The following is a 20098-nucleotide window of genomic DNA, read 5'->3' on the forward strand; positions in this document are numbered from 1 at the left end:
TCCATCGAAAGCATGGACAGCCTCTATCCAGACACCGGAACCCAGCTACCCGACACCACCCAAAGATCAGCTACACCACTCCAAGGGACATGACCCTCCTGCGAGGGCCGACCGCCGCGCAGCCCGATGGCGGTCAACTGTCTGTTGCGGATCTGCTTCTGTCTGAGAGGCGATACTGGCCCACTTCCGGGTCTGCGGGGCCATCCATTCCAAGGTCTCTACGCATGGCTTCTCGTAGTTGCGCATTCTCCCGCCAGAGCTCCGCGCGGCAGATCGGATAGGAGTCGCCTCGAAGGTGCGGTTCCTCAATGAGCCCGTCGCGCATCACGGCCAAGGCGTCACAGGCAGCTTCAGCCAGATGAATGATCTCGGCCGGTGCTGTGAGTGACAGGCTCTGTCTGAGGCGCCAGATGCCGGCGCCGTCGAGGGCTTGATGAAGCTCGCCGAACAGGGCGTCGCCGGACGGATGGTCAGGCCGCAGAACGATGCTTCGCATGTCGGAGTGTCCGCGGCTGAGGGCCATCAGGAACTCCGAGTAGACAGCTCTGCGGGTCTGCGCTGCCTCCCGCTCCTTGTCGCGGCGTCAGCGGAGACGCTCGGCAGTCAACGCGGCCCCTACACCAACCATGGCTCCTGCCGGCGTACTTACTGATGCTATCCAGTCCACTCTCAGGTGCTACCCCGATGTCCGACGTTCGCTGACACTCAGGAGTTCTCGGCAGTCGGGGACTTCCCCGCAGCACGGTCTCCATCCAGGTCTCGCTTGCAGCCGTGTTCGAGGTGGTGCATCGCCATCCATCGTGAGCTGGACCCGGCCGGTCGGGTCCAGCTCACGGGCGACGAGGTCCTTGTCGTCCAGGGGCCAGTCGTAGGAGGTCCGTCCGCTGATGGCGCTCCAGCGGGCCTCGGGCGGGAGGTGGAACCGCAGGAGGCCGTGGTCCGCCTCGGCGATCTCCAGCGCCACGTGGCGGGGCCCGCCCAGGCCCTCGGCGAGGCGGGCGATCTCGTCGTCGAAGACGTCCGAGAGGCGGTTGAGGCAGAGGAGCGGCAGGCGGCTCAGGGCTCCTTCGGGTCGCCCGCCAGACGGACCGTACTGAGGACCCGCATGATCAGGGCGTCGTCGACGGCGCCGGGCACGCCCGTGCGGCCGTAGAAGTCCCAGGAGACCAGGTCGCCCCGGGAGTTCTTGAAGCCGAAGACCACCGCCTGGCCGTCGCCCGCGCAGTGGTCGGTCCGCGGAACGCCCGTCGAGCGGGCTTTGACGTAGCTCCCCCGGACCCCGGTCCTCGTCGTGTACTCCACCGGCTTGTCCGCCTTGACCACACTCTTGTCCGGCTGGGTGTAGGCGGCGTAGACCCAGGTCGGCGCCTCCTTCCCGGCGATGTCGGCGGGGTCCTTCGCGCCTGCGGCGCCCTTGGTGCCGACGTTGGCGAGCCGGACGTCCGTGACCTGGCCGTCGCCGTCCACGTCGATGCTGCACCACTTGGACTTGTAGAACGCGGGGGCCGTGTGCCCGATGAGGATCTTCTCCGGGTCCTTGCGGTCCGTATGGCCGCTGAAGACGGAGGATTCGAGGACCTCCCACTGCGGCGGAACGTCGAAGGCGGTGCCGTGCTTGGGGTTGACCACGGTCTTCCAGCCCGCGACGAGCGGCTTCGTCGGGTCGGCCGCGGACGCCGGAGGGAGGGCGCGGGCCCGTGCGCGGTTCTCACGGACGCCGAGCGCGACGCCGGTCGCGGCGGCGATGACCGCGAGGGCGGTCAGGGCGCAGACCCCGGCGACGACCTGCTTTCTGCTCCTGCTCCTCCCGGTGGCGCCGGGCTCCTGCGGTGGACGGAACGGCGGTGGCCGGTACAGGCCGCCGGTTCGGTCCGGCTGGTGGTCAGGCTGTCGGTCCGGCTGGTGATCCGGGTGTGGGTACGGGTTCTGCACGGTTCCCCTCCTGGTGCCTCGCGGCCCTACTTGCCGAACGAGAGGATCGCGCGGCTCGCCTTCCCGGGATCCGGGCTGTAGACCCTGCCGTTGAGCAGGAACACCCGACCGCCCGCCCATGCGGTGCGCAGGCCGTGGGTGTAGAAGACGCCCTGGGCGCCGGTGGCCGCGGCCGGGCTGCGCAGGACGGGCTGCGCGGCCCCGTCGGCCGGGGCGAGGGAGACGACCGCCCCCGGCTCGCCGCTGCCGGGAGTGAGGTACACGACGACCCGGCCGCCCTCGAACGCGAGCGGCCACATGGTGCGCCCCTTGGGCTGCTCGGCGGTGCGCCACCGCTCCTTGCCGGTGTTCAGGTCGACGGCGACGACCTGGTTGGTGTCGTCGATGCCGAGGCTGCTGCCGGGCTTGCCCGCGCCGAGGTAGAGGGTGTCGGCGTCGGCCGCGGCGGCGTAGCACTCCTGGAAGCCGCTCGCGTTGCCGAAGCCGTTGCAGCGGCCGCTGACCCCGAAGCCCGGGTCGGTCCGCGAGCGGACCGTGCCGTCGGCGGCGAAGGCCGTGAGGCTCCAGGTCTTCTTGTCCTTGTGGTGCGCGGCGATCACCAGCGGGTCGATGGAGAGCACCCGGCCGACCGTCCAGTCCGGCTCGTACGTGTAGGTCCAGCGCGCGGTGCCGGTGGCCGGATCCAGCTCCTCGATCATCGCCCGACCGGAGGCGAGGGCGCCGTTCGGGTCGGGACAGTGGCGGATGCCGATCAGCCGGGAGCCCCCGGCGAACCCGGACGGGTAGCAGCCGTTGGTCTTCGAGGTGCCGAAGAGCTTGCGGCCGTCGGTGACCGAGAAGCCGCTCATGACGGCCGGCCGGACGACGGCCACGGTGTCACCGCTGATCGCCAGCTCGAACTGCACCGTGCTGTCGTGGTCGTTCTCGGGCGGTACCGGAACCTTCCAGCCCGCCTTGCCCGTGGCGAGGTCGATCTGCTGGAGGTGGGTGCACCGCGATGTCTCCGACGTGCTCTCCCGCACCGCCACGATGAGCACGCCGGTCGTGGACGGGGCCGGCGGAACCCCGCACAGGGGTGTCTGGAGCGGGAGCTTCCACTTCTCCTGGCCGTCGGTCGCCGCGTACGCCGTGATGCCGCTTGAGATCGCGCCGACCACGGTGTCGCCCACCCGCCACGGGCCGTACTGCGAGGTCCCCGCCCCGGCGACCTCGGCCTGGTTGTCGCGCAGCCAGACCCGGGCCTCACCGGGGCCGATGCCGGTGTTGGGGTCGTAGGCGGCCGGGGTGCCGCCCGGGCCCCTGCCGTCGCCCTGGTCGACCGTGGGGGACCCGGAAGGCCCGGCCAGGGGCCGGGCCGGGTCCTCGGCGCCGTGGACGGTCAGCCGGTACGCGCCGCCGCCGATCAGGAGCAGGGCGGCGACCACCGCGGCGACGGCGGCCGCGACGGCGGGCCGGGACCGCCGCGTGACGCCGGAGTGCGGTGGGACACCGGAGGGCGGACCGGCGGGCGGGACCGTGGGCGGCCCGAACGGTGCGGGCGGGACGCTGGACGCGTCGAACGGCGCCGGCGGGACCGCGGACGGGCCGAGCGGAGCGGGCGAGGCGGCGGACGGGCCGAACGGAGCGGGTGGCGGTCCGAAGCCGCCGGGCTCCCGCTCGTCGGGTTCCGGCCCTGCGCCGGAGGTGCGACCGGTCATGGGGGAAGTCTGGCCGGTACGGCGGCATTTCTAGAATAGATTTTTAGACTTCTTCGCCGCCCCCCGCACCGCTCGCCGCGCCCTCTCGGCTCCGGTCGCCCGCCCGGGTACGCAGGGCTAGCTTGGAGTGGTGGTTCCTGGGCTTGGCGGGCGAGGAGGCCGGGCATGACGACACGTTGGCGCAGTGCGGCCGTGGGTGCGGCGGCGGTCGGACTCGTGGTGGGCCCCCTGGGCGCGGGGGGAGGGGCGGTGTACGCGTGGGACGCGGCGGCGGCGCACGCGCCGACCGCGACGGCCCCGGCCCCGACGCCGCCCCCGAAGCCCGCGACCACGCCCGCCTCCGACGCCTTCCCGCAGCTGACGCCTGCCGTGGCCCGGCAGTTGGACGACGCCGTCCGGAAGGTCCTGGCCGAGGCGAAGGTCCCCGGCGTGATCGTGTCCGTGTCGGCGCCCGGCAAGGGTGAGTACGTACGGTCCTTCGGCGTCGCCGACAAGGCCAAGGGCACGCCGATGACCCCGAACCTGAACATGCGCATCGGCAGCGTGACGAAGACCTTCACCGTCACCGCGCTCCTGGAACTGGTCGACGACGGGAAGGTCGGGCTGGACGACCCGATCGGCAAGTACGTCGACGGGGTGCCGAACGGCGACCGGATCACCCTGCGTGAGCTGGCCGGGATGCGCAGCGGCCTCTTCAACTACTCGGCCGACGAGGACTTCTACAAGGCGCTGACCAGCGATCCCGACCGGCACTTCACCCCGCAGGAGCTGCTCGGCTACTCCTTCGAGCACCCGGTGCTGTTCGAGCCGAACGCGAAATTTTACTACTGCAACACCAATCTGATCCTCCTCGGACTGGTGGTGGAGAAGGTCAGCGGTATCCCCCTCGACCGGTTCATCGACCGGGAGGTCGTGGAGCCGGCCGGGCTGACGCACACGGTCTTCCCCACCGGCGCGGAGTTCCCGAACCCGCATGCCCAGGGCTATACGAACCAGACCGCCTCCGGAAAGGTCGAGGAATCCACCGACTGGGACCCCTCCTGGGCCTGGGCGGCCGGCGCGATGATCTCCGACCTCTCCGACCTGCGCAGCTGGGCGAAGACCCTGGCGACCGGGACCCTGCTGACCCCCGCCACCCAGGCCCAGCGGCTGGACGTGGTCGACGCCCTCCCGGGCACGGGTTACGGCCTCGGCATCTTCAACGTGCAGGGCTGGATCGGCCACAACGGCTCACTGCCGGGCTACGGCTCCCTCGTCCTCTACCTGCCGCAGGCGCAGGCCACGCTGGTCGTCCTGCTCAACACGGACATCGGGTACGAGAACCAGGAGCCCAGCACCCTCTTCGGGGAGGCGATCACCAAGATCGTGACCCCCGGCCATGTCTACTCGCTCCCCGCCCAGCCCGCGTCGTGAGCGGGGCCGCCGACGACCGTATGTACGCGCGGGGCCACGGGACTTCGGTTCCGGGGCCCCGCGTCGTCGTGTGCGCGGCCGGTCCTTCGCGGGAGCCGACTCCGGCCGTAGCGTAGGGCGTCGAGGGTCCGGGCGGCTCCTCGTCCACCACCCACCATGGTCCGCGGCGCGCGAAACACCCCTGAGGGAGACGCACATGAACGGTCAGGCACAGACGGCGGCACAGCAGGACCTCCCCTCCCGGCCGCAGGACACGGCGCCGGCGCCGGCGCCGTGTCCTGCGGCCGCGGCCGCGCCCGCGCCCGCGCCCGCGGTCTCGGTCCGCGCCGCCGGCGAGGCGGACGTCGAGGCGGCGGCCGTGCTGTTCCGCGGCTACCTCGACTTCTACGAGGTGGACATCGAGGACCCGGACGCCCCGCGGGCCTTCCTGGCGGAGCGGATCGCCAAGGACGAGTCCCTGGTGCTGCTCGCCGATGTCCCGGAGGCCGGCACGGTGGGCTTCGCGCAGGTCTACCGCGGGTTCTCCTCCCTCTCCCTGCGGACCGCCTGGGTCCTCAACGACCTGTACGTCGCCCCGGAAGGCCGCCGCACCGGGGCCGGCCGGGCGCTGCTGCGCGAGGTGCTGCGACGGGCCCGCGAGGCCGGGGTGTCCGGGGTGCAGCTGGAGACGGCCTACGACAACACCGTCGCGCAGGGGCTGTACGAGACGGAGGGCTTTGTCCGCGAGGAGTTCCACGTGTACTTCCACGACCTGGGATGACCGGCTCCCGGGCTGTTCGCCGGCACAACTGCGGTCAATACTCGGGGAAGACACTCGGCCGGGGATGAAACATTTCCGCACCGCCGACGCGTCAGTGGGGTGAGACGGACGCGAGGGGGAGTGGATGCGGGAGGCTCGCAGAGGCGGGTTCCGTGAGTTCGCGGCAGGCCGGGCGGGGCATTTGTACCGGTCGGCCTGCCTGCTGACGAGCGGGGACACCCACCTCGCGGAGGACCTGGTGCAGGAGACCCTGGGGCGGATGTACCTGCGCTGGGGGCGGATCTCCCGTATCGACAATCCGGCGGCGTACGCGCAGACGGTGCTGGTCCGGTCCTTCCTCACGCACCAGCGCCGCCGCTCGGCGGGGGAGCGCCCCGTCGGGGAGCTGCCCGACCGGCGCGAGCCCGCGGCCGCCGGCGGGGATCCGGCGCTGCGGCTGACGCTGCTGGAGGCGCTGGGCCGGCTGTCGCCCAAGGACCGGGCGGTGCTGGTGCTGCGCTTCTGGGAGGACCGCAGTGTCGAGGAGACCGCCGACGCGATGAGCACGAGCTCGGCGGCGGTCCGTACGCGGACCTCGCGGGCGCTTGCCCGGCTGCGCGAGCAGCTGGGCGGCAGCCTCTCCGCCTTCGCGGAGCTCTGAGACCGGCGCGAGCCGCGGTCGGGCTCCCCGTCCCACCCCACCCTGGAAACGGAAGGTCTGGTTCCCCATGCCCATCGAAGACGAACTCGGCGAAGCCCTCCGGCGTGTGGGGGACGGTTTCACGACCGACCGGCACGCCCTCGCCGACGCGGGCGAGCAGCGCGGCCGACAGCTGATGGCACGCCGCCGCACCGCCGTGGTCGGCGGCTCCGCCCTGGCCCTGACCCTGATCGCCGCGGCGGGCGCCTACACAGGAGGCCTGTTCGACAGCCGGGACGCCGCGGACCCGGTCGCCGTCGCGGCGCCGCCGACCCTGCCGGGCGGCAGCGGGAAGCAGCCGCGGACCGGCCAGGGCGTGGTCACCGCCGAGCAGATGATCGCGAACCTGAAGTCGCTCCTGCCCGGCGGGGAGCTCTCCAAGGCCGAGGCCCGCGGCACGAGCGACGAGCTGGGCCCCTGGGTCTCCGGCGTGTACGACGACGGGAGGGGCAAGGCCGCCGTCTCCGTGCGCCTCCAGCGGGTGGACCCGAACGGCAACCTGGCCCGAGAGCAGACCGAGTGCGGGGACAAGAGCCTCCAGGCCTACGACGACTGCCGGACCGAGGAGCTGGCCGACGGTTCCAGGCTGATGATCCACAAGGGGTACGAGTACCCGGACCGCCGCGTGGACACCAAGGTCTGGTCGGCCACGCTCGTGACCCCGCAGGGCTTCCTGGTCGGCGTGTCCGAGTGGAACGCCGCGGCCGAGAAGGGCGCGCCCGTCTCCCGGACCGATCCGCCGCTCTCCGCGGAGGAGTTGAGGTACCTGGCCATCTCGACGGCCTGGTACCCGGCGCTGAACGACGTGCCGACGGCCGAGCCGGAGGCCCCCCGGGAGCAGTCGGGGGCGGCGCTGCGGGACCAGAACGCCGGGGCGGCCCTGGAGCACCTGCTGCGCGGGCTCGGAGTCAACGCCCCGGTCGTCGCCAAGGGCGGGGAGGGCGACTACGGCTATGTCGTCCTCGACGACGGCAGCGGCCGGTCCCTGGTCCAGATCAACGTCCAGCAGGGCCAGAACCCCACGGGTTTCACCGACGCCGATGTCACCACGCAGCCGGACGGGACGAAGTTGAGGGCCATGGTGGGACGCGCCACGAAGGGCAAGGACGTCATGCAGTGGAGCGTGGACACCCTGCGCAAGGACGGTCTGCGCGTGGTGGTGTCCTCCTTCAACGGGGCCGATCCGAACGGTTCGCCCACGCGCGACTCGCCCGCGCTGACGATGGAGCAGCTCCGCCGGATCGTGCTCGCCCCGGGGTGGAACCGGACGCACGACTAGAGGCCCGCGTGCGCACCCGGGTTCACTTGGCGTCCGCGTAGCACTCCACCACCGCCGCCGTGAAGGGGAACCGGACGGGGGTGTCGCCGAAGGCGATCCGGCCGGCCAGGTCGCCGGCGGCGCGGATCGCCTCCACCACGGCCTCGGCCTCCTCGGCGGGGCAGTGCACGATCACCTCGTCGTGCTGGAAGAACACCAGCTCGGCCCGCATACCGGCGGTCGCCTGCCGCAGGGCCGCGAGCAGCAGCAGGGCCCAGTCGGCCGCGCTGCCCTGGACCACGAAGTTACGGGTGAACCGGCCGCGGGCCCGGGTGTTGGTGGAGGCGTAGCTCGGGGTCCAGCCGTCGTCCCGGTCCTGCGCGGCCTGGGCCCCGCCCTCGCCGTACGCCTCGCCAGGGTCGACGCCGCCGTCGCCGGCCTCGTCGCCCTCGCCGGAGCCGGCGGGCGGCGGGCAGGTGCGGCCCAGCCAGGTCCGTACGAGCCGGCCCTCCTCGCCGGCCTTCGCCGCGTCGTCCACGTACGCGACGGCCCGGGGGAAGCGGCGGCGGAGCGCGGCCAGGTTCTTCAGGCCGTCCCCGGAGGTCTGCCCGTAGACGGCGCCGAGCACGGCCAGCTTGGCCTTGTCCCGGTCGCCGGAGAAACCCTGGCGGGAGACGGCGGTGTACAGGTCCGAGGCCTCCCCGGCGACCTCCATGAAGGCGCGGTCGCGGGAGATGGCGGCGAGTACGCGCGGTTCCATCTGGTCGGCGTCGGCGACGACGAGCCGCCAGCCCGGGTCGGCGACCACCGCCCGGCGGATGACCTTGGGGATCTGCAGGGCCCCGCCGCCGTTGGTGACCCAGCGGCCGGTCAGGGTGCCGCCGGGGATGAACTCCGGGCGGAAGCGGCCGTCGCGGACCCAGTCCGCGAGCCAGGACCAGCCGTGGGCGGTGTAGATCCGGTACAGCTTCTTGTACTCGATCAGCGGCTCGACGGCGGGATGGTCCAGCTCCTGGATCTCCCAGCGGCGGGTGGACTTGAGCTTGATCCCGGCCCCTGCGAAAGCCTTGATGACGTCGGCGGGCAGATCGGGCCGTACGCGTCTGCCGAAGGCCGCGGACACGCGGTCGGCCAGCTCGGCGAGGCGCCGGGGCTCCCCACCGCCCGCGTACCGCTCGCCGAGCAGCTCGGTCAGCAGGGCGCGGTGCACGTCGGCCCGCCAGGGCAGGCCGGCGCGGTTCATCTCGGCGGCGACGAGGAAAGCCGCCGACTCGGCGGCGGTGAGCAGCCGCATCCGGTCGGGGTGGGCGGTGGCGTCCAGCCGTTTCGCCTGGTCGGCGTGGACGGCGAGCAGGGCGTCCAGGGGGACGGGGGTGGGCTGCGGGTCGAAGAGGGAATCCTGCGCGCGGGGCTCGGCGGCGCGGGGGCGCGGATCGGGCGGTACGGGGGCGCCGTTGAGCCGGGCCCAGGCGGCGGCCGCGGAGCGGGGCTCGCCGAAGCGGCCCTCGTGGCCGAGGAGCAGCAGCTCGGTGGCCTCGATGTCGTGACACCGCTCGACGCGGGCGCCGGCGGCGAGCAGGCGGGGGTAGACGGCGGCGGTGGACCGCCAGACCCAGCGGGTACCGGGCGGGGCGGAGCGGATCGCGTCGGCGGGGTCGCGGACGCGGAGCCGGGGCCTGTCCGCGGGGGGTACGGGGGTGGCGTGCCACCAGCCGTCGGCGTCCTCGGCGAGGGCCCAGCGGGCGGTGCGGTCGCTCATGGGTGCGAGTGTCCCACCGGGGTCTGACAGGGGCTGCGACGCCGGGCCGTGCGGTGCCGGTGCCGGTGCCGGTGCCGGTGCTGTGTCGGGCCGGGCCGGGCCGGGTGCGGCAGCGTTGCGGGGGCGCTGCCCCCGGGCGCCCGCGCCTCAAACGCCGGCGGGGCTGAGGGGGCGCCTCAAACGCCGGCGGGGCTGAGGGGGGGTGCGGCGGGGCTGGGTGGGTTCGGCTGGGTGGGGTGGGTGGGCTGGGAGACTGGTGGGGTGAGAGACCTTGCCGAGATTGTCGATCGGGCGTTCGCCGCCGCCCTCTACGCCCAGGACGATGCCGGGCTGGACACCGGGGCCTCGGTGCTCGTCGCCGATCAGGGCGGCTGGGCCGGGGTCGGCCGGGAGCTGCTCGCGCGCGGGGAGGCGTACGTGCGGCAGGCCTGGGAGCGCGGCTGGCAGCCGGCGGACGTGCTGCGGCTGGTCCGGCGGGACCTCGACGAGCGGCATCTGCGGATCATCGGGGACCTGATCGCCGCCGAGGCGCGCCGCTACGCCCGGCTGCCGGCGCGCTGGGATGCCGGCGAGGTGTGGTGGGCGGGCGACGAGGAGTACGCCGACCGGCTCGCGCAGCGGGAACGGGCCGACCGGTTCACGCTGGCCACCGCCCTCCTCGAGGTGCTGCGGCTGCTGATCCGGCTGCCCTCGATCGAGCCGGTGGGTCCGCTGCCCGGCGACCCGGCCGACGCCCTCGCCGAGCACGCCCACATAGAACCGCGCATGCTGGGCCGGATCCGGGCGCTGCTCGCCAAGGCCGAGGCGACCACCTTCCCGGAGGAGGCGGAGGCGCTCAGTGCCAAGGCCCAGGAGTTGATGGCCCGGCACACCGTGGACGAGGCGCTGCTGGCCGCCCGCGGCGGCGGCCCGGCGCAGGTACCGGGGGCCTGCCGGATCGGTGTGGAGCCGCCGTACGAGGAGGCGAAGGCGGTGCTGCTCGACGCGGTGGCCACCGCCAACCGCTGCCGGGCGGTGTGGAACAGCGGCTTCGAGTTCTCCACGGTCGTCGGCTTCGAGAGCGACCTGGAGGCGGTGGAGCTGCTCCACACCTCGCTGCTCGTGCAGGGCACGGCGGCGATGACCCGTGCGGAGGCCGCGCAGCGCTCCGGCGGGCGCAAGCGGACGAAGGCCTTCAGGCAGTCCTTCCTGCTCGCCTACGCCAGCCGGATCGGCCACCGGCTGGCCGAGACCGCCGAGCACGCGGTGACCGAGGCCCCCGACAACCTGCCGGCCCTGGTGGCCCGCGACGTGGCGGTCACCTCGCGCGCCGACGAGATGTTCCCGCGGACCACGACGACCCGGCTGCGCGGCGCCACCGACCACGCGGGCTGGGAGGACGGCACGGCCGCCGCCGACCGCGCCCACATGGGCGGCCGGCGCAGGCCGCTGCCCCGCTAGCGCTCGGGCGTACCCGGGTCGTCGGCGCGCAGGGCGCGTGCCTCCGACTTCAGGAGCGGATCGACCGGCCCATGGAACAGCCATGTCGCCCTCCCTGATTACGGACCTGTGTGTGATCAATGGACCACCCCGCGTGCACGTGCATCTGCCCATGCAGCAGCTCGTGAACACAGCTATGATCCGGAGGAGTTGACATCTGCACTATCGGGGGCTTCCTGTGGACCACGCGTACAACGGGATGGCAGCTGCAGCACTCGCTTCCTTGTTTGAGCTGACGTGGCAGAAGAGCAGACACAGCAACTCGCAGGGTTCCTGCGTGGAGTTCGCACGGCTGCCGGGAGGCGATGTCGCCATGCGCAATTCGCGCTTTCCCGACGGACCGGCTCTCGTCTACACGCCTGCGGAGATAGAGGCCCTGCTGCTGGGCGTCAAGGACGGCGAGTTCGACCATCTGATCAGCTGACGGAACAGCGCACCCATCAAGCCATGCACGTGCACTGGCCGGGACTGATCGCAATGATCAATCCCGGCCAGTTGTCCTGTCTGCGCCCTTGATCGGCGGCTGCCGTCCGCTCAGTCGTGGAGCAGGAACAGCGCCCAGACCACCTTGCCGGTCAGCCGTCCCGCGAGCGGGTGCCAGCCCCAGCTGTCGCTGTACGCGTCCACCAGGAACAGCCCGCGCCCGGACTCCAGGTCGCAGTTCTCCGAGGTCCGCTCCGGGGAGAACGCCCCGCCGGGACGGTCCTCGCTGGGGTCCCGTACCGCGCACACCAGCCGTGTGCTCCACCGCATCAGGTGCAGGCGTACGGGAGGCTCCGGCTCGGCGTCCGGACCCCGCTTGTCCTCGGGCAGGGCATGGCGCAGCGCGTTCGTGACGAGTTCGGAGACGACCAGGGACACGTCGTCGAAGCGGTCGTCGAGGCCCCACTGGGACAGGGTCGACCGGGTGAAGGTGCGGGCACCCCGCACCGCGTCGAACCGTGCGGGGAGGGCGCAGGACGCGGACCCGGAGACAGCCGTGGGGTCGACCGGGGGAAGCCCCTGCCGTAACGGCTCGAGCATGGTCGATCCATTCGTCCCCATGCGAGGCACTCCCGGGATTCGCGGGCGGAGCGGTCAACTCCGTCCAGAAAGAACTGCGGGGTGGGTCCGGCGCCGGCGCGAACAGCACGCAGGTGCGCGGGGACCATCGTTCCGAATGCTCGGGCCGGATGCAAGGGCAGATGCACGTGCACGCGCCGGACCTGTCCGCTCCCGTGACGGTTCTGACTCATTTCTTCCTACGCATACTTACGGACTTCTTTTCCCGGGGACGGGATTCCGTTACAGAACGAGTACGGGCCGATGCGTTTTGGTGGCAGACTGCGGCCCTTGGGGTGCGGGGGCCCCGAGACGCTCGCGCACACCACGCGCACGCCAATGCGATGGGGAGGGCAGTACTAGTGACCGCAGAAGCAAGCGGTTCTGTGGTGCGCCGCATCCTCCTGGGCTCCCAGCTCAGGCGACTCCGAGAATCCCGCGGCATCACCCGTGAGGCGGCCGGCTACTCGATCCGCGCATCCGAATCGAAGATCAGCCGCTTGGAGTTGGGAAGGGTGAGCTTCAAGGCCAGAGACGTCGAGGACCTCCTCACGCTCTACGGAGTCACGGACAGCACCGAGCGCGAGTCGCTGCTCGGACTGGTCCGCGAGGCCAACGCGACAGGCTGGTGGCACAGTTACGGCGACGTGCTGCCCGGCTGGTTCCAGACGTATGTCGGTCTGGAGGGTGCCGCCTCCCTCATTCGTATCTATGAAGTGCAGTTCGTCCACGGCCTGTTGCAGACCGAGGCCTACGCCCACGCCGTCGTCAGCCGCGGTATGCCCGGTGCCACCGGCGCCGAGATCGACCGCCGCGTCGCCCTGCGCCTCGAGCGGCAGAAGGTCCTCGTCTCCGAGAACGCCCCGGTCTTCCATGCCGTGCTCGACGAGGCCGCGCTGCGCCGCCCGTACGGCGACCGCGAGGTCATGCGCGGCCAGCTGGAGCACCTCATCGAGGTCTCGCAGCGCCCGAACGTGCAGCTCCAGGTGATGCCCTTCTCCTTCGGCGGCCACGCGGGCGAGAGCGGAGCCTTCACCCTGCTGCGCTTCCCCGAGTCCGACCTCCAGGACATCGTCTATCTGGAACAGCTGACCAGCGCCCTCTACCTGGACAAGGACGAGGAAGTGGGTCAGTACGGGCGGGCGATGGAGCGGCTCCAGGCCGACTGCCCCGATGCCGACCGGACCCGGGATCTTCTCCGCGGTCTGCTCCAACTGTCTTGATTCGCACGTACTATGACGTCTGATCAGTGCATGATGACCGATCGGTCTCCGGTGCAGCGCACGGGTGCGCGCTCGCAGTAAGGGATGGCATGTCCATATTCAGCGATCTGGCTCACCAGTACATCGACGGCGAATGGCTGGCCGGTACCGGTTCGTGGGACATCATCGACGTCAACCCGTACAACGGGGAGAAGCTCGCGGCCATCACCGTGGCCACCGTCGAGCAGGTGGACCAGGCCTACCGAGGCGCCGAGCGTGCCCAGCGGGAGTGGGCCGCCACCAGCCCGTACATCAGACGCGCGGTCCTGGAGCGCGCCCTGCGGATCACCGAGGAGCGCGAGAAGGAGATCGTCGAGGCGATGATCGACGAGCTCGGCGGGACCCGTCCCAAGGCCGAGTACGAGGTCCACCTCGCGATGGAGTTCATCCGCGAGTCGCTCCAGCTGGCCGTCCGCCCCGAGGGCCGGATCCTCCCCTCGCCGGTCGAGGGCAAGGAGAACCGGGTCCAGCGGCTGCCCGTGGGCGTCGTCACCGTGATCAGCCCCTTCAACTTCCCCTTCCTGGTGACCCTCAAGTCGGTGGCCCCGGCCCTGGCGCTGGGCAACGCGGTCGTCATCAAGCCCAACCAGAACGCTCCGGTCGTCGGCGGCGGCGTGATCGCCAAGATCTTCGAGGACGCCGGGCTGCCCGCCGGCCTGCTGAACGTCCTGGTCACCGACATCGCCGAAATAGGCGACGCTCTCCTGACCCACCCCGTGCCCAAGGTCATCTCGTTCGCCGGATCGGACCGGGTCGGCCGGCACGTCGGGGCGGTCGCCGCCCGCCACTTCAAGCGCACGGTGCTGGAGCTCAGCGGCAACAGCGCGCTCGTCGTCCTCGACGACGCCGACCTCGACTACGCGGTGGACGCGGCCGTCTTCAGCCGCTTCGTCTACCAGGGCCAGGTCTGCATGGCCGCCAACCGGATCCTCGTCGACGCCTCCGTCGCGGAGGAGTTCACGGAGAAGTTCACCGTGCGCGTGCGCGCGCTGAAGACGGGCGACCCGCACGAGGCCGACACCCACATCGGCCCGCTGATCAACTCCTTCCAGGCCGACGCCCTGACCGCGCTCGTGGACCAGGCCGTGGAATCCGGCGCGCTGGCGCTCGTACGGGGGTCTACGCGCGGCAACCTGGTCGAACCCACGGTGCTCGCCGGGATCCCCGAGGACTCTCCGCTGCTGAGCCAGGAGATCTTCGGCCCGGTGGCCCTGCTGGTGGTCTTCGACGGCGAGGACGAGGCCGTCCGGCTGACCAACGCGACGCCGTACGGGTTGAGCGGCGCCGTGCACACACGAGACGTGGAGCGGGGCGTCCGCTTCGCGCAGCGGATCGAGACGGGCATGATCCACGTCAACGACTCCACGATCGGGGACGAGCCGCTGGCCGCGTTCGGTGGCGAGAAGGCCTCGGGTCTGGGCCGGCTGAACGGCGAGGCCACGATCGAGGCCTTCACCACGCAGAAGTGGATCTCCGTACAGCACGGTCGGACGACCTTCCCGTTCTAGGTCTCACAGGCCGCACCCCTAGACTCGGCCGGGCGTAGGCAGCCGCCCGGGGGAGATCGAGTTGAGCAACATACCGGAGACCGGCCGGACCCTTCGGGTCCAGAACCGGCTCGTCGTCATCCAGATCGTGGTCTTCTCGCTGTTGCTCACCCTGGGCGGACGTCTCTGGTACCTCCAGATCCGCAATGGCTCGGAGTACACGGACGAGGCGAAGAACAACCACGTCCAGCAGGTGGTCCAGCCCGCCGTGCGCGGCTCGATCCTGGACTCGCGCGGGGTTCCGCTCGCTGACAACGCGACCCACCTCGTGGTCTCCGCCAGCCGCACCGAGCTGCTGACGATGAAGGACAGGGGCAAGTCCGTGCTGACCCGGCTCGCCGGGGTGCTGGGCATGGACGCCCAGGAGGTCATCGACACGGTCCGGCTCTGCGACGCCAAGACCAAGCAGCCCTGCTGGAACGGCTCCCCCTACCAGCCGATCCCGGTCAGCGCCGAGGCCACCACCGAGCAGGCCCTGCAGATCCGCGAGCACCCCGAGGACTTCCCCGGCATCACGGCCGAGGCGACCGCCCTGCGCCGCTACGCCGCCCCGGACGAGGCCAATACCTCCCAGGTGCTCGGCTACCTCTCGCCGGTGACCGACGAGGAGATCGCCAAGGCGAAGAAGTCGGACTCGCCGTACCTGCGCTCCGACCAGGTCGGCCGCTCCGGCCTGGAGCGCACCTACGACAAGGAGTTGCGCGGCAAGGCGGGCATCACCCGCTACGAGGTGGACAACCTCGGCCGGGTCATCGGGCAGGGCGAGACCGACCCGGCGCGGCCCGGCTCGAATGTCGTGACCTCGATCGACTCCCGGGTGCAGGCGGTCGCCGAGCGCGAGCTGAACAACGCGATGATCGACGCCCGCAAGGTCTACGACAAGAACACCCGCCGCAACTACGAGGCCGACTCGGGCTCCGTCGTGGTGATGGAGACCAAGACCGGCCGGGTCGTGGCGATGGCCTCGAACCCGACCTACGACCCCAACGCCTGGGTGGGCGGCATCTCCGCCAAGGACTACGCCGGCCTCACCGACAAGGGGTCGAACTACCCGCTGCTGAACCGGGCGATCCAGGCGCAGGCGGCGCCGGGCTCCATCTTCAAGGTGGTCACCTCCACCGCCGCGGTCAATGCCGGGTACCCGTTCAACGGCCGCTACCCCTGCCCCAGCTCGTACTCGGTGGGCAGCCAGACCTTCACGAACTTCGAGTCGCAGGGCCACGGCGACATCACCATCGGCCGGGCCCTGGAGGTCTCCTGCGACACCGTCTACTACGCCCTCGCGGACCGGGAGTGGAAGAAGGACGGCGGCATCAACCCGAAGAAGAACCCGAACGACTGGTTCCTCAAGACCGCCCACGAGTTCGGGCTGGGCAAGCGCACCGGCGTCGACCTGCCCAACGAGGTCCCCGGCCGGGTCCCCGACCGGAAGTGGAAGCAGGACTTCTTCGAGGCGAACAAGGACGCCTGGTGCCGGGACGGCAAGAAGAACGGCTCCTTCGCCGAGAAGATCGCCTACGAGAACTGCCGCCAGGGCAACCAGCTGCGTGAGGGCGACGCCATCAACTACTCGATCGGGCAGGGCGACACGCTCGTCACCCCGATCCAGATGGCCTCCGTCTACTCGGCCATCGCCAACGGCGGCACGCTCCACCAGCCCGGCATCGGCAAGGCGATCGTCAGCGCCGACGGGAAGTCGGTCCAGGAGATCGCGCCGAAGGAGCAGGGCAGGCTCCCGATGGACGCGAAGACCCGCGACAACATCGACGAGGCGCTCGCCGGTGTGGCCACGAACGGCAGCGCCGCCTGGCGCTTCGGCGGCTGGCCGCAGAAGCAGATCCCGATGCACGCCAAGACGGGCACGGCCGAGGTCCAGGGCAAGCAGACCACCTCGTGGTTCGCCTCCTACACCGACGACTACGCGATCGTGATGACGATCTCGCAGGGCGGCACCGGCTCGGGTGCGTCGGGACCGGCGGTCCGCAAGATCTACGAGGCGATGTACGGGCTCGACCCGACGGGCAAGCAGGACCTGACCAAGGCGCTGCTGCCGCAGCCCGCCACCGCGCTGCCGGCGATTCGCCCGGACGGGGAGATCGAGGGCAACTGAGCGGGAATTGAGGACAGAGCCTGACCGCAAGGCTCCGTAGCGTATGAGGTGTCGGGGGAGGGAAGCCCCCGGCGGGACACCTCCCTCACACCCACGCAGAAGGCGGTCGGTCATGGCCCAGATGTCCACCGAAGTTCTCGGCGACGAGCGCGGCACGCTCCTCGCTTTCGTCGAGGCCCAGCGCACGGCGATCCGCGAATCGCTCCTCGGGCTCAGCGAGGAGCAGGCCGCGAGCCGCCCCAGCGTGAGCGAGCTCACCCTGTCCGGGCTGCTCAAGCACGTGGCCGAGGTCGAGCTGAACTGGCTGCGGCTCGCCCAGCAGGCGCCGGGGGGCACCTCCCAGGCGGAGCCTGGGGGAGGCAAGGAGCGCACGGCGGAGACCTGGGGCGAGGGCTTCCGGCTGGTCGACGGGGAGTCCGTGCCGTCGGTGCTGGCCTTCTGGGACGGGGTCGCGGAGCAGACGGCGGCCTTCGTCGCCGGCGTCCCGAGCCTGGACGACACCTTCCCGCTGCCGCCGGCGCCCTGGTTCCCCAAGGACGTCAAGGTCTCGATGCGCTGGATGCTCCTGCACCTGGTGGAGGAGTTCGCCCGGCACGCGGGCCACGCGGACATCGTCCGGGAGTCCCTGGACGGGACCCGCGCCATGGGGTGAGCGGGGGTGAGTAGCCTGGCCCCATGTCAGCGATCCGGCTTCTTGTCCTCGGTGCGGTCCGCCAGCACGGGCGGGCCCACGGGTACCAGGTACGCAACGACCTGGAGTACTGGGGCGCCCACGAGTGGTCGAACACCAAGCCCGGATCGATCTACCACGCGCTCAAGCAGATGGCGAAGCAGGGCGTCCTGCACGCGCACGAGGTGGCGCCGAGCGCGGCGGGCGGGCCGCCGCGCACCGAGTACGAGGTGACGGACGCCGGCCGCGAGGAGTACTTCCGGCTGCTGCGCGAGGCCCTCGCGGCGTCAGACCAGAAGACGGACGTGCTGTCGGCGGCGATCGGCTTCATGGTCGACCTGCCGCGGGCGGAGGTGCTCGCGCTGCTCGGGGAGCGGCTGGCGAAGCTGGCGCTCTGGCGGTCGTCGGTCACGGACTACTACACGCCGCAGGAGGGCCCGCAGTCGCTGGGCCACATCGGCGAGATCATGCACAGGTGGGTCCACTCCGCGGACGCCGAGGCGCAGTGGACCGCGGGGCTGATCGCCCGGATCGAGGGGGGCGCGTACTCCTTCGCGGGTGAGGGCGGCGATCCGTTCGTGGGGGTCCTCGCGGACGGCCAGGAGAATCCGTACGCCGCGCGACAGGATGCGTAATCAAGTTTGACTAGCCGGATGACGGGCATTATTTTGGGCGACCCAGCTACTCAAATTTGACTAACGGAGGAGCGGTTTTGGCGATCTTCGTCGAAGGCGTCCACAAGCGGTACGGCGACAAGCCCGCGCTCGCGGGGCTCGACCTGGAGGTGAAGCCCGGGACGGTGCACGCCGTGCTCGGCCCCAACGGCGCCGGGAAGACCACGGCCGTGCGCGTCATGAGCACCCTGCTGCGCTGCGACGAGGGCGTGGTCCGGGTCGCGGGCCACGACGTGCGCACCCAGGCGGCGGCCGTCCGCGCCCGGATCGGGCTGCTCGGCCAGAACGCGGCGCTCGACGAGGGGCTGGGCGGGCGGCAGAACCTGGAGATGTTCGGCCGCCTGAACCACCTCGGCGCGCGACGGGCCGGGCTGCGGGCCGACGAACTGCTGGACCGCTTCGGCCTCGCGGACACCGGCCGCAAGCCGGTGAAGCAGTACAGCGGCGGCATGCGGCGCCGGCTCGACCTCGCGGCGTCGCTGATCACCGAGCCGGAGGTGCTCTTCCTCGACGAGCCCACCACCGGGCTCGACCCGCGCGGCCGCGCCGAGGTGTGGAGCGCGGTCCGCTCCCTGGTGGGCGGCGGCACGACCGTCCTGCTGACCACCCAGTACCTGGAGGAGGCCGACCAGCTGGCCGACCGCATCACGTTGATCGACGCGGGGCGGGTGGCGGCCGAGGGCACGGCCGACGAGCTGAAGTCCCTGGTCGGAGCCGACCGGATCGTCGTCGTCCTGCGGGACGCGGCGCGGCTCGCGCAGGCGGCGCGGCTGCTGCCGGACCCGGCCGTGGACCCGGACTCCGCGACCCTGAGCTTCCCGGTGGAGGACCGGATGGCGGGCCTGGCCCTGACCCTGCGCGTGCTGGAGGAGGCGGGCATCGAGGCGGTGGACCTCGCGGTCCGCCGCCCCACGCTCGACGAGGTCTTCCTGCACATGACCGACCGTACGGATGCCGCGGAGGTGGCCGCATGAGCGTGAGCACGCGTACGCGTACGACCGCGGGTACGGGGCCTTCGGCCGGCCCGGCCGGCCCGGGCGTGCCCTGGGTGCTCGTGGACTCCTGGACGATGACCCGGCGAGAGCTCGCGCACTGGGCACGCCAGCCGGTCCAGATGGTCGTCGGCCTGGTCTTCCCGGTGATGCTGCTGCTGATGTTCGGCTTCCTGGTCGGCGGCGGGCGGGGGATCGACGGCGAGTACGTCGAGTTCCTGGTGCCCGGGATGCTCGCGCTGACCATGGCCTTCGGGCTGGAGTCGACCATGACCGCGGTCACCCAGGACCTGGGCAAGGGGGTGATCGACCGGTTCCGGGCCATGCCGATGTCCTCGGCGGCGGTCCTGGTCGGCCGCAGCGCGGCGGACATGCTCCAGTCGGCGGTGGGCCTGGCCGTCCTCGCGGGGGTCGGCCTGCTGCTGGGCTGGCGCTGGCACGGCTCGCCGGCGGCCGCCCTGCTGGCCTTCGCGCTGCTCCTGCTGCTGCGGTTCGCGATGCTGTGGATCGGCATCTTCCTGGGCATGGTCGCCGGCCGCCCGGAAATGGTGCAGGCGGTGCAGATCCTGGTGTGGCCGGTGGGCTTCCTCTCCAACGCGTTCGCCACGCCGGAGGCGATGCCGGGCTGGCTGGGGACGGTGGTGGAATGGAACCCGATGTCGGCGACGGCGACGTCGGTCCGCGACCTGTTCGACAACCCGGCCGCGGCCGGCGAGTCGTGGGCCGGTGACCACGCGGCGCTGCTGGCCGTCGGCTGGCCGGTGCTGCTGCTGGCGGTCTTCTTCCCGCTGGCGGTGGCCAGGTTCCGCGGCTTGAGCACATAGC

The 20098-nt window shown here is 71.6% G+C and carries 17 protein-coding genes and 1 pseudogene; 13 read left to right on the forward strand and 5 right to left on the reverse strand.

Annotated elements, in window-relative coordinates:
- Positions 1-133: 133 nt before the first annotated feature.
- The 3 genes from ACIQZO_RS35150 to ACIQZO_RS35160 form a co-directional block, all read right to left on the reverse strand.
- Positions 134-496 carry a hypothetical protein gene (locus ACIQZO_RS35150; RefSeq protein ID WP_403634457.1) on the reverse strand — a complete coding sequence of 121 codons (363 nt, stop codon included), beginning with the start codon at positions 494-496 and terminating at the stop codon, positions 134-136.
- A 560-nt stretch (positions 497-1056) separates the two neighbouring features.
- Entirely contained in the window at positions 1057-1932 is an 876-nt protein-coding gene (locus tag ACIQZO_RS35155; RefSeq protein ID WP_403634460.1) for a hypothetical protein, read from the reverse strand.
- 26 nt (positions 1933-1958) lie between these two features.
- On the reverse strand, positions 1959-3629 hold the full coding sequence (locus ACIQZO_RS35160) for a PQQ-binding-like beta-propeller repeat protein (protein WP_403634462.1): 1671 nt from the start codon (positions 3627-3629) through the stop codon (positions 1959-1961).
- Between the two features lie 165 nt (positions 3630-3794).
- On the opposite strand from ACIQZO_RS35160, the gene ACIQZO_RS35165 reads away from it, so the two are divergent.
- The 4 genes from ACIQZO_RS35165 to ACIQZO_RS35180 all read left to right on the forward strand — a co-directional run bounded on the left by ACIQZO_RS35165 (position 3795) and on the right by ACIQZO_RS35180 (position 7760).
- Positions 3795-5042 (forward strand): serine hydrolase domain-containing protein, encoded by a 1248-nt coding sequence (locus tag ACIQZO_RS35165; protein ID WP_403634465.1) that lies wholly within the window; start codon positions 3795-3797, stop codon positions 5040-5042.
- A 196-nt stretch (positions 5043-5238) separates the two neighbouring features.
- Positions 5239-5802: a GNAT family N-acetyltransferase gene (locus tag ACIQZO_RS35170; RefSeq protein ID WP_403634467.1), complete on the forward strand. Its 564-nt coding sequence runs from the start codon at positions 5239-5241 to the stop codon at positions 5800-5802.
- Between the two features lie 124 nt (positions 5803-5926).
- Positions 5927-6442, forward strand: a complete 516-nt coding sequence (locus tag ACIQZO_RS35175) for a SigE family RNA polymerase sigma factor (RefSeq protein ID WP_403634470.1) — start codon at positions 5927-5929, stop codon at positions 6440-6442.
- 67 nt (positions 6443-6509) lie between these two features.
- The gene (locus tag ACIQZO_RS35180; RefSeq protein ID WP_403634473.1) at positions 6510-7760 is read left to right on the forward strand and encodes a hypothetical protein; all 1251 of its coding nucleotides are present in this window, start codon (positions 6510-6512) and stop codon (positions 7758-7760) included.
- Positions 7761-7782: 22 nt separating this feature from the next.
- On the opposite strand, the gene ACIQZO_RS35185 is transcribed toward ACIQZO_RS35180, so the two are convergent.
- Complete coding sequence (locus ACIQZO_RS35185; RefSeq protein WP_403634476.1) at positions 7783-9498, reverse strand: bifunctional 3'-5' exonuclease/DNA polymerase; 1716 nt, start codon at positions 9496-9498, stop codon at positions 7783-7785.
- A gap of 261 nt (positions 9499-9759) precedes the next feature.
- Between ACIQZO_RS35185 and ACIQZO_RS35190 the strand changes: the two genes are divergently transcribed.
- On the forward strand, positions 9760-10938 hold the full coding sequence (locus ACIQZO_RS35190; RefSeq protein ID WP_403634478.1) for a DUF2786 domain-containing protein: 1179 nt from the start codon (positions 9760-9762) through the stop codon (positions 10936-10938).
- A gap of 217 nt (positions 10939-11155) precedes the next feature.
- The gene (locus ACIQZO_RS35195; RefSeq protein WP_403634481.1) at positions 11156-11401 is read left to right on the forward strand and encodes a DUF397 domain-containing protein; all 246 of its coding nucleotides are present in this window, start codon (positions 11156-11158) and stop codon (positions 11399-11401) included.
- Between the two features lie 110 nt (positions 11402-11511).
- Here the strand turns inward: ACIQZO_RS35195 and ACIQZO_RS35200 are convergent, their stop codons facing one another.
- Complete coding sequence (locus tag ACIQZO_RS35200) at positions 11512-12021, reverse strand: ATP-binding protein (protein WP_403634483.1); 510 nt, start codon at positions 12019-12021, stop codon at positions 11512-11514.
- Positions 12022-12362: 341 nt separating this feature from the next.
- Between ACIQZO_RS35200 and ACIQZO_RS35205 the strand changes: the two genes are divergently transcribed.
- From ACIQZO_RS35205 to ACIQZO_RS35235, 7 genes and pseudogenes are all read left to right on the forward strand, one after another.
- Positions 12363-13241, forward strand: a complete 879-nt coding sequence (locus ACIQZO_RS35205) for a helix-turn-helix domain-containing protein (RefSeq protein ID WP_403634486.1) — start codon at positions 12363-12365, stop codon at positions 13239-13241.
- An 89-nt stretch (positions 13242-13330) separates the two neighbouring features.
- The gene (locus ACIQZO_RS35210) at positions 13331-14788 is read left to right on the forward strand and encodes an aldehyde dehydrogenase family protein (protein ID WP_403634489.1); all 1458 of its coding nucleotides are present in this window, start codon (positions 13331-13333) and stop codon (positions 14786-14788) included.
- A gap of 61 nt (positions 14789-14849) precedes the next feature.
- Positions 14850-16928, forward strand: a pseudogene (gene mrdA / locus ACIQZO_RS35215) (penicillin-binding protein 2); the annotation flags it as partial.
- Positions 16929-17049: 121 nt separating this feature from the next.
- The gene (locus ACIQZO_RS35220; protein ID WP_403634492.1) at positions 17050-17589 is read left to right on the forward strand and encodes a DinB family protein; all 540 of its coding nucleotides are present in this window, start codon (positions 17050-17052) and stop codon (positions 17587-17589) included.
- A 23-nt stretch (positions 17590-17612) separates the two neighbouring features.
- Positions 17613-18242 carry a PadR family transcriptional regulator gene (locus tag ACIQZO_RS35225; RefSeq protein ID WP_403634495.1) on the forward strand — a complete coding sequence of 210 codons (630 nt, stop codon included), beginning with the start codon at positions 17613-17615 and terminating at the stop codon, positions 18240-18242.
- A gap of 77 nt (positions 18243-18319) precedes the next feature.
- Positions 18320-19255 carry an ATP-binding cassette domain-containing protein gene (locus tag ACIQZO_RS35230; protein WP_403634497.1) on the forward strand — a complete coding sequence of 312 codons (936 nt, stop codon included), beginning with the start codon at positions 18320-18322 and terminating at the stop codon, positions 19253-19255.
- Entirely contained in the window at positions 19252-20097 is an 846-nt protein-coding gene (locus ACIQZO_RS35235) for an ABC transporter permease (protein WP_403634500.1), read from the forward strand. The genes ACIQZO_RS35230 and ACIQZO_RS35235 overlap by 4 nt, the downstream gene beginning before the upstream one ends.
- Position 20098: the final 1 nt, after the last annotated feature.

The sequence above is a fragment of the Streptomyces sp. NPDC097617 genome (assembly GCF_044761485.1).
GTDB lineage: Bacteria > Actinomycetota > Actinomycetes > Streptomycetales > Streptomycetaceae > Streptomyces.

Bases quoted from the DNA above. Each gene is read 5' to 3' on its own strand.
- ACIQZO_RS35170 (WP_403634467.1), top strand. From the start codon at position 5,239: ATGAACGGTCAGGCACAGACGGCGGCACAGCAGGACCTCCCCTCCCGG.
- ACIQZO_RS35180 (WP_403634473.1), top strand. From the start codon at position 6,510: ATGCCCATCGAAGACGAACTCGGCGAAGCCCTCCGGCGTGTGGGGGAC.
- ACIQZO_RS35220 (WP_403634492.1), top strand. From the start codon at position 17,050: ATGGCCCAGATGTCCACCGAAGTTCTCGGCGACGAGCGCGGCACGCTC.
- ACIQZO_RS35185 (WP_403634476.1), bottom strand. From the start codon at position 9,498: ATGAGCGACCGCACCGCCCGCTGGGCCCTCGCCGAGGACGCCGACGGC.
- ACIQZO_RS35175 (WP_403634470.1), top strand. From the start codon at position 5,927: ATGCGGGAGGCTCGCAGAGGCGGGTTCCGTGAGTTCGCGGCAGGCCGG.
- ACIQZO_RS35205 (WP_403634486.1), top strand. From the start codon at position 12,363: ATGGGGAGGGCAGTACTAGTGACCGCAGAAGCAAGCGGTTCTGTGGTG.
- ACIQZO_RS35150 (WP_403634457.1), bottom strand. From the start codon at position 496: ATGCGAAGCATCGTTCTGCGGCCTGACCATCCGTCCGGCGACGCCCTG.
- ACIQZO_RS35225 (WP_403634495.1), top strand. From the start codon at position 17,613: ATGTCAGCGATCCGGCTTCTTGTCCTCGGTGCGGTCCGCCAGCACGGG.
- ACIQZO_RS35200 (WP_403634483.1), bottom strand. From the start codon at position 12,021: ATGGGGACGAATGGATCGACCATGCTCGAGCCGTTACGGCAGGGGCTT.
- ACIQZO_RS35210 (WP_403634489.1), top strand. From the start codon at position 13,331: ATGTCCATATTCAGCGATCTGGCTCACCAGTACATCGACGGCGAATGG.
- ACIQZO_RS35235 (WP_403634500.1), top strand. From the start codon at position 19,252: ATGAGCGTGAGCACGCGTACGCGTACGACCGCGGGTACGGGGCCTTCG.
- ACIQZO_RS35165 (WP_403634465.1), top strand. From the start codon at position 3,795: ATGACGACACGTTGGCGCAGTGCGGCCGTGGGTGCGGCGGCGGTCGGA.
- ACIQZO_RS35160 (WP_403634462.1), bottom strand. From the start codon at position 3,629: ATGACCGGTCGCACCTCCGGCGCAGGGCCGGAACCCGACGAGCGGGAG.